The sequence below is a fragment of the Kitasatospora sp. NPDC048715 genome (assembly GCF_043198905.1).
In the GTDB taxonomy this organism is placed as follows: domain Bacteria; phylum Actinomycetota; class Actinomycetes; order Streptomycetales; family Streptomycetaceae; genus Kitasatospora; species Kitasatospora lactacystinica.
This window is the reverse complement of record NZ_JBICVH010000006.1, coordinates 147,502-159,162: the sequence shown is the minus strand read 5'-3', so window position 1 is coordinate 159,162 and position 11,661 is coordinate 147,502. Positions and strand designations below refer to the sequence as shown.

At 71.1% G+C, this 11,661-nt stretch carries 12 protein-coding genes and 1 CRISPR repeat array; of the genes, 6 read left to right on the top strand and 6 right to left on the bottom strand.

Annotation, left to right across the window (positions count from 1 at the left end):
* Positions 1-18 precede the first annotated feature (18 nt).
* The 5 genes from cas7e to cas2e are packed head-to-tail and all read left to right on the top strand — an operon-like array spanning position 19 to position 4,027.
* Positions 19-1,188, top strand: coding sequence for a type I-E CRISPR-associated protein Cas7/Cse4/CasC (gene cas7e / locus ACGFSC_RS13955; RefSeq protein ID WP_359896627.1), 1,170 nt, complete (start codon positions 19-21; stop codon positions 1,186-1,188).
* Entirely contained in the window at positions 1,185-2,033 is an 849-nt protein-coding gene (cas5e, locus tag ACGFSC_RS13950; RefSeq protein WP_359896626.1) for a type I-E CRISPR-associated protein Cas5/CasD, read from the top strand. The genes cas7e and cas5e overlap by 4 nt, the downstream gene beginning before the upstream one ends.
* Positions 2,030-2,689, top strand: a complete 660-nt coding sequence (gene cas6e, locus ACGFSC_RS13945; RefSeq protein ID WP_359896624.1) for a type I-E CRISPR-associated protein Cas6/Cse3/CasE — start codon at positions 2,030-2,032, stop codon at positions 2,687-2,689. Before cas5e ends, cas6e begins: the two co-directional genes overlap by 4 nt.
* Before the next feature lie 59 nt (positions 2,690-2,748).
* The gene (gene cas1e / locus ACGFSC_RS13940) at positions 2,749-3,672 is read left to right on the top strand and encodes a type I-E CRISPR-associated endonuclease Cas1e (RefSeq protein WP_359896830.1); all 924 of its coding nucleotides are present in this window, start codon (positions 2,749-2,751) and stop codon (positions 3,670-3,672) included.
* 40 nt (positions 3,673-3,712) lie between these two features.
* Positions 3,713-4,027 (top strand): type I-E CRISPR-associated endoribonuclease Cas2e, encoded by a 315-nt coding sequence (cas2e, locus tag ACGFSC_RS13935; protein WP_359896623.1) that lies wholly within the window; start codon positions 3,713-3,715, stop codon positions 4,025-4,027.
* 21 nt (positions 4,028-4,048) lie between these two features.
* A CRISPR array of direct repeats spans positions 4,049-4,321; the repeat unit is 29 nt; unit sequence GTGCTCCCCGCGCAGGCGGGGGTCAGCCG.
* Positions 4,322-4,404: 83 nt separating this feature from the next.
* On the opposite strand, the gene ACGFSC_RS13930 is transcribed toward cas2e, so the two are convergent.
* The gene (locus ACGFSC_RS13930) at positions 4,405-6,357 is read right to left on the bottom strand and encodes a hypothetical protein (RefSeq protein ID WP_359896622.1); all 1,953 of its coding nucleotides are present in this window, start codon (positions 6,355-6,357) and stop codon (positions 4,405-4,407) included.
* Positions 6,358-6,575: 218 nt separating this feature from the next.
* Between ACGFSC_RS13930 and ACGFSC_RS13925 the strand changes: the two genes are divergently transcribed.
* A complete protein-coding gene (locus ACGFSC_RS13925) occupies positions 6,576-7,001 on the top strand; it encodes a hypothetical protein (RefSeq protein ID WP_392863258.1) in 426 nt (141 codons plus the stop codon).
* On the opposite strand, the gene ACGFSC_RS13920 is transcribed toward ACGFSC_RS13925, so the two are convergent.
* From ACGFSC_RS13920 to ACGFSC_RS13900, 5 genes are all read right to left on the bottom strand, one after another.
* Entirely contained in the window at positions 6,977-7,492 is a 516-nt protein-coding gene (locus ACGFSC_RS13920) for a hypothetical protein (RefSeq protein WP_359896620.1), read from the bottom strand. The two genes, ACGFSC_RS13925 and ACGFSC_RS13920, sit on opposite strands and share 25 nt — an antisense overlap.
* Positions 7,493-7,524: 32 nt before the next feature.
* The gene (locus ACGFSC_RS13915) at positions 7,525-8,214 is read right to left on the bottom strand and encodes a hypothetical protein (protein ID WP_392863255.1); all 690 of its coding nucleotides are present in this window, start codon (positions 8,212-8,214) and stop codon (positions 7,525-7,527) included.
* Between the two features lie 120 nt (positions 8,215-8,334).
* Positions 8,335-9,765: a GMC family oxidoreductase gene (locus tag ACGFSC_RS13910; protein ID WP_359896829.1), complete on the bottom strand. Its 1,431-nt coding sequence runs from the start codon at positions 9,763-9,765 to the stop codon at positions 8,335-8,337.
* Positions 9,766-10,051: 286 nt separating this feature from the next.
* The gene (locus tag ACGFSC_RS13905) at positions 10,052-10,231 is read right to left on the bottom strand and encodes a hypothetical protein (protein ID WP_359896617.1); all 180 of its coding nucleotides are present in this window, start codon (positions 10,229-10,231) and stop codon (positions 10,052-10,054) included.
* A gap of 243 nt (positions 10,232-10,474) precedes the next feature.
* Positions 10,475-11,344 (bottom strand): nuclease, encoded by an 870-nt coding sequence (locus ACGFSC_RS13900; protein ID WP_359896615.1) that lies wholly within the window; start codon positions 11,342-11,344, stop codon positions 10,475-10,477.
* Positions 11,345-11,661 lie beyond the last annotated feature (317 nt).

Below are 11,661 nucleotides of genomic sequence, written 5' to 3'. Positions count from 1 at the left end.
CAGTCCAGGAGAAGAACAGTGCCCTCCCGTTCCGACGCCGCGTCCGCGCGTTTCCTCGACCTGCACGTCATCCAGGCCGTGCCGTTCGCCAACCTCAACCGCGACGACAACAACTCCGTCAAGACGCTGCGCTACGGCGACACCGACCGTACCCGAGTCAGCAGCCAGTCCTGGAAGCGCGCCATCCGCGAGTACTTCCAGGACGGCTTCGGAGAGCGGGCGCTGCGCACCCGCCGCATCGGCGCGCGCGTCACGCGCCTGCTGCAGGACGAGCACGGCTGGCCCGAGGACCTCGCGCAGCGCGCCGGCCAGCACACCGCGGCGGGCAGCAGCATCAAGTTCGAGACGTCCAAGGACACCCCGGTCGTGACCACCAACGCGATGGTCTACGTGCCCGAGAGCGCGGTCGCCGAACTCGCCGCACTCGCCGTCGAACACCGCGACGCGCTCGCCGCCGCCAAGAACATCAAGAAGAGCAGCGACAAGAGCGTGCTGCCCAAGGACCGCATCGACGCGATCCTGCGCACCCGCAACGGCGTGATCAACCTTTTCGGCCGGATGCTCGCCGAAGTCGACGACGCCGGCGTCGACGGCGCGGTCCAGGTCGCCCACGCCCTCACCACCCACGGCACCGACGTCGAACTCGACTACTTCTCCGCCGTCGACGACGTCACCTCCGCCTGGGGCGACACCACCGGCAGCGCCCACATGGGCACCGCCGAGTTCAGCGCCGGCGTCTTCTACCGCTACGCCACCGTCGACCTCGCCGACCTCGCCCGCAACCTCGGCGGCGACCCGGCCGCCGCCCGAGAGCTCGCGGGCGGCTTCGCCGAGGCGTTCCTGCTCTCCCTGCCCCGCGCGAAGAAGACCGCCACCGCCCCCCACACCATTCCCGACCTCGCCCACGTCGCCGTGCGCGCCGACCGCCCGCTGTCCTACGCCGCCGCGTTCGAGCAGCCCGTCCGCTCGCACGCCGACGGCGGCTACGCCCTCCCCTCCCGCGCCGCACTCGCCCGCTACGCCACGGCGGCGGACCGGCTGCTCGGCGGCCGCGGCCGGGTCTTCGCCGGCTGGGCGAGCCTGGAGGACAAGGACCTGACCGGGCTGGGCAAGCACGTCGAGTCCTTCCCCGCTCTCATCGACGCCGCCCTGGACGCGGTGTACGCGCGCGAGACGGTCGACGCGTGAACGCGTACCTGCCCGCCCCCCGCCCGGCCCCCGGCGGGCGGGGGCTGCTGCTGCACCTGGCCGGGCCGTTGCAGTCCTGGGGCGAGCGGAGCCAGTTCAACGAGCGCGACACCGCACCGTTCCCGACCCGCTCGGGTGTCATCGGCCTGCTCGCCGCCGCGCTTGGCCGCGAGCGCGGCGCGGACATCACCGACCTGGTCGGGCTGTCGCTGACCGTGCGCGTCGACCGGCCCGGCGTCCTGCTGCGCGACCTGCACACCGTCGGTGGCGGCCTGCCGCCCGGCGCGACGGTCACCACCGCTGACGGCAAGAAGCGGCCCGGAGCATCGTCCACGCTCCTGTCGCACCGCCACTACCTCGCCGACGCGGCGTTCACCGCGGCGATCACCGGCGACCCGGCCGTGCTCGCCACGTGCGCCGACGCCCTCGACGCGCCGAGGTGGCCGCCGTTCCTCGGCCGCCGTTCCTGCCCGCCCGAGGGCCCGCTGCTGCTCGGACTGTTCGACGACGCCACCCGGCACCTGATCGGCCTGCCGATCGCCCGCCGCCGACCCGCGAGCGCCGCGAACGTCGATGTCGTCTTCCACGGCGACCGCCCGCTCACCACCCTCAGCCACGGCGGCGACCCCGGTGAGGACGGGGCGCATCCGGCGGGCCAGGTGACCGACGAGCCGTCCACCTTCCACCCGCGCCACCGCGCCTACCGCGCCCGCCCCCGCTACCAGCGCACCCTCACCCTGCCCGCCGACCGGTGCGCCGGCCTCGGCACCGCCTACCTCACCGCCCTCAGCGACCACCTCGACCGTGCCGCCGACCGGCGCCGCCCCGAAAGCACCCGTCCATGAACCTGTGGCTGACCCGCATCGCCCCCGACCAGCGCAGCCGGGAAGCGCGCCGCGACGGCACCAACGCCGTCGATCTCCACCACCGCCTCATGGCGCTCTTCCCCGACCGCGCCGTGGAAACCGCCGCCCGGCAGAATCTCGGTGTCCTGTTCCGCACCGAACCGGCGGCCGACGGCGGCCACCAGATCCTCCTGCAGAGCAGCGTGCAGCCCGACCTGACACGGCTTCCCCCCGGCTACGGCCGTGGCGCCACCAAGTCCCTCGCCCCGCTCCTGGCCGCCATGCGCGAGGGACTCGCGGTGCGCTACCGCATCGCCGCCAACCCCATCCGCAAACCCGGACGCACCACCCGCGAGCTCTACAACCTGAGCGCCGTCGTCCCACTGCGCGGAGCCGCAGCCGACGACTGGTGGACCCGCCAGGCCGACGGCGCAGGCCTGCAACTCACAGCCCTGCGCTCCGAGCCCCTCGACGCCGCCCGCGGCACCCGCCGCAGCGACCAGCACCACATCAAACACGACCGCGTCCTCTTCGAGGGCATCGCCCGCATCACCGACCCCGAACTCCTACGCACCCGCCTGACCGCCGGAATCGGCAAGGGCAAGGCCTACGGCTGCGGCCTGCTCAGCCTCGCCCCCCACCGGGACGACCAGTGACCGCCCGCCAGCCCGACCCCAACGGCGCCCGCCGCAAACTGGCCGCACCCACCGTCGCGATGCTGCCCCGCATCGCCGACTCGCTGTCCTTCCTCTATCTCGACATCGTCCGCATCGTCCAGGACGACACCGGAGTATGCGCCGAGGTCACCAGCCCCCAGCGAGGCACTGAAACCGTCTACCTTCCGACCGCCGCACTCAGCTGTGTCCTCCTTGGCCCCGGCACCTCCATCACCGCCCGTGCCCTGAGCACCCTGGCCCGCCACGGCACCACCGTCGTCGCCACCGGGTCCGGCGGCGTGCGCTGCTACGCCGCCACCGTCCCCGACTCCCTCAGCACCATCTGGCTCGAACGCCAAGCCCGAGCCTGGGCCGACGGCACCACACGTCTGACTGTCGCCACCGCCATGTACGAACAACGCTTCGGACGCGGCACCGCCCCTCCCGGCAGCAGTCTCAACAAACTTCGCGGCCTCGAAGGCCAACGCATCAAGGCCCACTACCGCCTGCTCGCCCAGCAGTACCGAATCGGCCGCTTCCGCCGAAACTACGACCCCAACTCCTGGGACACCCAGGACCCCGTCAACCTCGCCCTCTCATCCGCCAACACCTGCCTCTACGGCATCGTCCACGCCGCGCTCCTCGCACTCGGCTGCTCACCGGCGCTCGGTTTCGTCCACAGTGGCAACCAGCAGGCTTTCGTCTACGACATCGCGGACCTCTACAAGGCCGAGCTCACCATCCCGCTCGCCTTCTCCCTCCACGCGTCTCCTCACCCGGAGGCCGAGGCCCGCCGCAGGTTCCGGGACGGACTGCGGCTCTTCCGACTGCTGCCACGGATCGTCACGGACATCCAGAGGCTGCTCGCGCCGGACCAGGACATCGAAACCCCGGACCCGGACGAGCAGCTCGTGGACCTGTGGGATCCGGTTGGCGGAGCGCTGCCCGGCGGTGTCAACTACGCCAACGGTGGGGACCTGTGAGTCGACTGCCAGACGTCGCACCCCCGAGGCGAGGTGCGGCATGGCCTCAATGATCGTCATCTCCGTCACAGCCGTACCCGATCACGTACGCGGTGCGCTGACCCGCTGGCTTCTGGAGGTCACGCCATACCTGTATATCGGAACGGTCTCCGCCAGGGTCCGACAGGAACTATGGAGCGCTGTCAGCAACTGCATCGGCACCGGAGCCGCAGCTCTGGCCTACCCAGAGGCCAACGAGCAGGGCTTCGTCCTGACGACTGCAGGAGAGCAGAGACGACACGCGTTCGACTTCGATGGCCTTACCTTGATCGCCGCCACAGCATTGAAAGATAGTCAAGGAATGGCAAAGTCGTAGGAATGGCGCAGGTCGCGAAGGGTGCTCCCCGCGCAGGCGGGGGTCAGCCGGCCGCGCCGATGCCGAGCCGGCCCTTCTTCACGTGCTCCCCGCGCAGGCGGGGGTCAGCCGCCGGGCCGCGTGCGTCCCGGGCCGCGAAAACCGTGCTCCCCGCGCAGGCGGGGGTCAGCCGAACGGATGACCCGATGGGCGCACTGACCACCTGTGCTCCCCGCGCAGGCGGGGGTCAGCCGAACGGATGACCCGATGGGCGCACTGACCACCTGTGCTCCCCGCGCAGGCGGGGGTCAGCCGATGTGGGCGGACGACGTGCCAGCCTGTCAGGCGGGCCTACCCGCCGACGTGCTGGGGTGATTCGACCGGCTGATGGTGCCGTGCTACTCGCCGGACCTGTGACGCCACACCTGGTACAGGCGCAGGACGTCGACAGCCCACGGCACGCGGAAGTCCTCGCCGTCCGCGGGCGCCGTGCGGCCTGCCCGCTCCAGGACCCGGGGCAGGAGTGGGTGCGGCTGCCCGGTGACCGTGGTGAGAAGCCCGGCGAGCAACGGCTCGTCGGGCGGGGTGTCCCTGTCGACGAGTGCCAGGAGGTCGGGCAGCTCGGCGTGGTCGAGGTGGGGAAGGGCGACTCCCGAATTGCGCAGCCGGGAGAGTGTGGTCGTGCTCCGGTTTCTGGCCTGCTGTTGGAGATGGCTCCGTACGGTGCGAGCAAGGGTGTGCAGGCGATCGTGGCTGTCCCGGGCCGGGGTGGGTGGGGCGGTGGTGTTCGACGTCGTCGGTCCTTCGGCCAGCGTGTGCTTCAGTTCGGCCAGGCGTCTGGTCCAGGTGCGCACGGCCTGCGCCTCGTAGCCCGGCAGAGTGCCGGCGGTTTCGGTGAGGCGGGTGAGTTCGGCGACGATCGCGCCGAGGTGTTCGGCGTCGAGGTCGTAGCCGTTTGTGGTCAGGTCGGTGAGTCGGGCGCGCAGCGCTGTCAGGGCTTCTCGCCGTTCACGTGCTCGGGGTGTCTGCGGCTCGAGCCAGGTCCGCTGCGGTGCGGTCTCGGGTCGTGGCGCACGCTTCTGGGTGGGGCGTTCGTTCGGTTCGTTGTCGTTGCCCAGGGCCTTCGTCGCGGTCTGGCCGTCGGCTGCGGGGGGTTTGGGCGGTGGTTGTGGGAAGTCGTCGCCCGGGTTGGCGGGTTCGGGCTGTGAGGCAGGCGGTTGGTCGGGGGTGTCCGGGTCGGTGAAGGCGGATGGGGGAGGGGCTTCCAGGAGTACGGCAGTGGGTGTCTCGATGGCGGGCTGGGCAAGTTCTGCCAAGCGGGCGCGGGCTGCGTGAAGGGTGTTGCGCTCACCCAGGTCCCGGGTCTTGGGCGTCAACTGCATCACTTTGTGCAGGGATGCGGACAGCTGCTGCGGTGTGCCTGTCCGGGTGAGCCGCTTGAGTTCGGAGAAGGCGGCCTTCTGTCGGTCGGCGGGGTCCACGCTGCGTAGCCAGGCCTTGGCGTCCGTTACGGCGGTGCGCAGGGCTGTGCGGGTGGCGCCCTCGGCTTGCAGGCACAGCTGGAAGGCGCGGTCGGTCAGTTCCTCCGCCTGTCCGGCGTTGCGCTGGCGGCATGCCTTGCGCAGGGCTTTGATGAGTTCGCGAGCCTCGGGTTCGAGTGCTGGTTCCTCTGGGCGGCGTCCGGTCTTGGCTGTCGGTTTTCTGTTCCGATGCCGGGCGAGGGTCGGTGTGATGAGCCCGTCGCGGGTCAGCGAGCAGTCGGCGAGGTCGAACCACTCCATGGGGCCAGCCGCTGTGCCGACCTGGGTTCCTACCTTGACGAGCCGCTCGGTGCCCGCCGCTTCACACCTGATTCGGTGAACGAAGCCCTGTTTGTGGAGTTGCGCGCCGGCAGGGTGATCCTCGGTCAGCAGGGTGCGCATCGGCGGTGTCTCGTCGGCGGGTCGGTCGTGCGTCCGGGCTGCGGAGGGCAGGTGGATCCACCAGCCGGCGCCGGTGGTCGGTTCGCTGAGCACGATCGTGCCGGTGCCGCCGGCCGGGACCTGTGCGGCGATGTCGACGCCGCGTCGGGCGAGCCAGCGGGCCATGCCCTGCTTGATGTAGAGGTGGTCGGCGCTGGAGACGCCCGTCGATGCGCGGCGGCACACCGTGGGCAGGCATCCGGGTTCCGGGTAGTGCGCGAAGTGACAGGCTCTGTCGATGTAGAGCTTGGTGGTGAGCTGTTTGCCGCAGCCCCCGAGCAGGACACCGCACCGGAAGGTGTCACCGTGGTGGGCGCGTCGGAAGGCGTCGACCTCGATCGCTTCCAGCGGTAGGGCGACGGGGGTGTCGCTGTGCTCGTCGCCGATCACGGCAGTCTGGATGCGCCGCCGGTCCCAACCTTGCTCCGCCAACATGTCTCCGTCCGGTCGCGGGTCATGCTTCCACCCCGTGGCCGTCGTGTCAGGCGATTCGGGTGGTGCGGTGGACAGCGGCCGCGGTACAGGATGCCGCGGACCGGCGCGACTTCCTGACCAGCACCACCGGTGAGCAGCGCGAGCACGACCACGGCGAGGCCATCGACCTCCCCATGGCCCAGGCCACCGCCCGCCAGGCCTGCAACCAGGGGCCTTCCATCAAGATCTCTCGCCGTCGTTACGGCCATTCGCGCGGCTGCCGCCTGCCACGCGCCACCGGATCTGCCAGGCCGAGGAGAGCGCGAAAGCACCACGATGAAGGAGCGGATTGCCCGGCCGCCGAACGTCACGGCCTGCACGCCGAGGTCGAGGCACGCGCGACCGACGGGTGGATCCGCACCGACGTCCTCGTCACCGGCGACGACGGCCGGCGGATCGGCTGGGAGGCCCAGTACTCACCGATCACCACCCACACCGTCCGCCGCCGCTCCCGCGCGACCGCCGAGCACGGGATCGTCCCGCTGTGGGTGACCGACACCGACCGCTCCGCCGTATTCGAGCGGGCGCCGTCCTGTCAGGCAGATCGCTCGCCACCGTAGTAGCCATGGCGCACCCGGAACCTCATGGGGCCGGTGCCGTCTGCCTGGATGTGCGCAATCAGCATCGACCGCAGCGGCTCGGGCAGGTCCTTGCCGTGTGCGGTGGTCCACTCGAATGAGCTGAAGAGCTGGGCCGCGCCGTCGAACTGGCCCGGGCTCGGCGTGCCGGTGGCAAGCGCCGCGACGATGAGGTCGGGGTCCTCGGCGAGCAGCAGCTGCTGGACTGCCAGGTCATACCACTTCAGGCCCCCGGTGGACTCCCTGGCGGGAACCCCGGCCCATGCCAGCAGGGCACGGATCCGCTCGATCCCGTCGGAATAGCCGTCGTGGACGAGCATGGCGAGCTGTGCCTCGGCGTCGCGAAGCCGATCTGACCAGGCTTCCAGGTCCCGCCCCGGCGGGTTGGAGACCGCCATGGCCGCGTGGTGCAGCCCGGCGGGCGCGGCCTGGAGCCAACGCAGTCGGCGCCGGTCCTCCTCGGCCTCTCGCACGGCCAGCTCTGCCTGAACATCTCGCGGCCCGGTCAGGCCTCGTTCCGCCAGCCACTCGGTGAGTGCTGGACCGTCCTGAAGGTCGCATCGCAGTCACCGATTCCTCGAAGACGGGATTGGTGGTGCAGCGTCCAACAGGCGATCGGCTTGCCCTCGACGTCGTGCACTGTGATCCTGGGCCAGCCGTTGCACAGGCATCGGTCGCCGGTACCGCCGTCCACAATGGACAGCACTCGGGCCAGCTCTGCAATCTCAGCACCGGTCACCACGATCCGCGCCACGCCGGTGGAGTCCGCCTCGTCGGGAGATCCTTCGGCGATCACGACGCGCCCGGCACGGTTCAGCACGTCGCGGAGGCGCGCTGTTGTCGGTGCGCCCTCATCCATGCCTGTCGTTCCCTCGTAGATCACGTCCGCGAGGATATCGGCGCCGGTCCGGTGGCAGCCTGCTGCTCGCTGCACGAGCGTCTGGACACCACCACACCGCGGCCGACTCGTCTTCCTCGTTTTCGCCGCCCTCGCCGAGTTCATCCGCGAGCTCATCGTCTCCGGCACCGGCGATGGGCAGGCGATGGCCTCCCTCGCCTCCCCCATCGGCGGCCAGCAGTGGACCCCGGCCAGCGATGTCTTCGCCCGGGTGCGCGCCGCCGGCGGCGACCGGTGACCGACCAGCCCGAACAGCCGGCGCCGCTGCACGTCTTCCTCTCCGATGCCGCCGAACACCTCCCCGCGCTCCCTCTTCCGCCACGGCCGCCGGGTGGTGGATGCGGGCCGAGCACAGAACGACCGGTGCGCGGCACCCTCGGAGGTGCCGCACCCCGGTCGTTCGGCAGCCCCGCCGCCCTACAGGGCGGCGGCGAGGGCGTCGGCGGTGCGCAGGGTGACGGCGGCCAGCTGGAGGGTGGGGTTGGAGGTGCCACCGGTGGGGAACACGGCGGAGCCGACGACCCAGACGCCCGGGTGGTCGTGGGACTGACCGGACGGTTCGACCACGGAGTCCGCCGCGGCGGTCCCCATCCGCATGGTGCCCATCAGGTGGCCGGAGCCTTTGTACGTCCCGGCCGGGGCGGCGGGGGCGATCTCCGTGGCGCCGACGGTGCCTTCGAGGTACTGCCAGATCCGGTGGGCGACGCTGTGGCCGTAGGTGAGCGCGGCCTTGGAGTAGGCGTCGACCCGGTAGGCGATCTTCGGGCGGGGCAGGCCGAGGACGTCGAGCTTGTCGGAGAGCGTGACCCGGTTGTCCGGGTCGGGCAGCTGCTCCGTGGAGTAGCTGAACCGCAGCATCCGGGTGACGCGGTGGTTGACGGCCTCCTGGAGCTTCGCGCCGGTCAGCAGGATCTTCCGGGCGGCCTTGTCCCACATGAGGGCGTCGAGCGCGGCCTCCGGTGACTGGGTACGGCCCCAGCCGTCGTTGCCGATCGTCATCCGGAAGCCCCCGGTGTCCTTGCGGAACAGGCCGTCCCGGAAGTTCTCGATGCCGAGCGTGCTCTGCGGACCGCGGAACGGGAAGACCGGCTCGGCGAGCAGGCCCACCACCTCGTCGGTGGGGTGGTCCATCAGGTTGCGGCCGACCTGGTCGCTGGTGTTCCGCAGGCCCGAGATCAGCCAGAGCCTGGGGATCTCGACCGCGTTGAGGGCCAGCACCAGCTGCCGGGTGGTGACGCTCTGCTCGGCGAGGTCGGCGGTGGTCCAGTCCTTGAACACGACGGTGGAGGAGCCGTCCTGCTGGGGCACCACCTTGGTCACCACGCACGCGGGTTTGAGGTCGACGCCGAGCGCGACCGCCTTGCCGACGTGGTGCCCGGCGTCGTACTTGGCCCCGGACGGGCAGATCGGCAGGCAGCTGGAGTTGCCCTGGCAGGAGCTGCGCCCCTGGTACTCCCGGGAGTTGCGGGCCTGCGGGGTCGTGATCGGGACCACGTCGACGTTGTCGATCGGCGGCATGCCGGCCAGCGCCTCGCGGACGACCAGGTCCCCGTAGCTCGGGGCGATGGCCGGCATCGGGAAGTCGGTGCTGCGCCGGGTCAGGGACGCCCACTCGGCGTCGTCGCCCGAGACGCCCAACTCCTGTTCGGCCCGGACGAGGTAGGGCTCCAACTCGTCGTAGTCGAAGGGCCAGTCCGCTCCGCGACCGTAGACGGTGTTCAGCCGGAAGTCGTTGGCGAGCCAGCGGGGGGTGTTGCCGCGCCAGGCCCAGGTGCTGCCGCCGGTCATGCGCTGGAAGCCGCTCTTGAACAGGTCGGTGGTTCCGCTCTGGTCGTAGTACTGGTTCATCACGACCGGATTGCCGACACCGTCCTGGGAGGGGGCGAAGCCGTCCTTGTTGTTCGGCAGATCGGCGTACGGCGTCGGGACGCCCTTGCCGGGGGAGAGCTGGTAGGCCTCGACGAACGCGGCGCGCTGCGTCTCGTCGAGGCCGTTGTTCCCGGCGTCCAGGATCAGGACGCGGGGCGCCGGGTTTTCGCGGCCTTCACGGTGCAGGCGGTGAGCGCCCCGGCGACGCCGGCGCCCACCACGACCAGGTCGAAATCGAAGTCCATGGGGTCGGTTCCTCGCTCGCTCAGGGGTGCTGGGTCCAGTGGCCGTACCCGCTGGGCTGGGGCGGCTGCGGTGCGGCGGAGCCCGGGTGGGCCTCGATCACGCTCCAGATCAGGCCGGAGCGCCACTGCGCGGAGGTGCCGGGGGGATCCGGCGTCTCGTCCGGGTGGGGGAACAGCCCGGTGTACCAGACCGTGATCACGGCGCGCGGTGAGCGCGAGCGCGGCGTCGGCGTCCAGGGCGTCCTGGAGGGCCTTGCCCGGGTCCGGCGCGCCCGTCGCGGTGGTCCAGGCGGTGAGCACGCGGGGGAGATCGGCGGGGTAGGCGGCGAGGACGCGTTGCTGGAAGGCGTCGGAGAGCCGGGCGTCGAGCGGGGCCGTACCGGTGAGGTGCTCGGAGAGGCCGCGGAAGTCGGCAGTGGGTGGCCTGGTGGGCGTCCTCCCGTTCACTTCTCGAGGAAGACGATGTCCTCGATGGCGGGGCGCAGCTTGACGGTGTTGCCGATGACGTCGACGACGTGCTGCAGGCCCTTGGTCGTGAACCTCGGGTCGGAGAAGAAGTACTCGTCGTCCTTGCCGGCCAGGAAGGCGGGGAAGGCGTCGAGGGAGGGGCCGAAGAGCCGCAGGTAGTCGGCCAGGCTGCGGAACAGCTTCGGCAGGATGACCAGTTGGTCGGTGAGGCTGCCCAGGTCCTCGATCACGGCGCCGGTGTGGGTGACGTCGTTGGCCCAGACGCTGTCGGGCGCCTTCGTGGCCCGTGCCTGTCGGGCGGTGGCGGCCATGTCGACGCGCAGTTCCTCCGGCAGGTTCGAGAAGAACGTCGGGTAGACCAGGCCACGGGACAGCAGTTCGTGGTTGGCGGTCTGGTGCACCATCGGGACGGTGACCATGACCGACGTTCCGCTCGCGGTGTCCGGGTCCGGCGTGCCCCTGCCGACGAACGCGACGCAGCGGCCGAATTTGTCGGCGCCGCTGGCGAGGATGTACCCGGATACGGTCTCCGGGGTGGCGGAGGTGACCTTCTCGTCCCCTCCCCGCTGGACGTCGGTGAAGCCCAGCCAGGCCAGCAGGACATTCCGGGCGGCGTGGGCGCCCAGGTCGAGCGGCTGGTGGGCGAACTCGGGGCCGACGCCCTGGTAGTGCGTCTCCAGGGCGTCGATCCCGTCCAGCCGCAAGCTGGCGCCGCCGTCCCTCACCTTGACCCCGCCGGGGACCTTGGACCAGAGGGTGGGGTCGTCGGGGAGGAAGCGGATGGTGTCGCCGTCCGGTTCGAAGCCCTTGATCAGGTAGCTGCCCTTGATGAGGATCATCGGCATGATGTCGCCTTCCGTAGTCGAGTTGCGACCCATTGTGAGGTGATTCGTCGGCAAACCACGGAAGTGTCCCGTCGGCGAGTTGGCAGGCGGGCGGCGCGCCCGAACCGGACCCGCTGCCGGTAGTCCCGCCCGTGCCGTCCACCGACCGGTGGACGGCAGGTTCGACCGGCCGGGCGTGACGGGCGCCGCCCCTGGCCGACCCGCCCCTGGCCGACCCGCTCCCGCCGTGGGCGGTCGTTCCGGAGAGCCGGCCGAAGTCGGCGGCCGAGGAATCGGTGCTGCCCGGCGGGCGAGGGGCTTTCGGGCAGAGTTCGCTG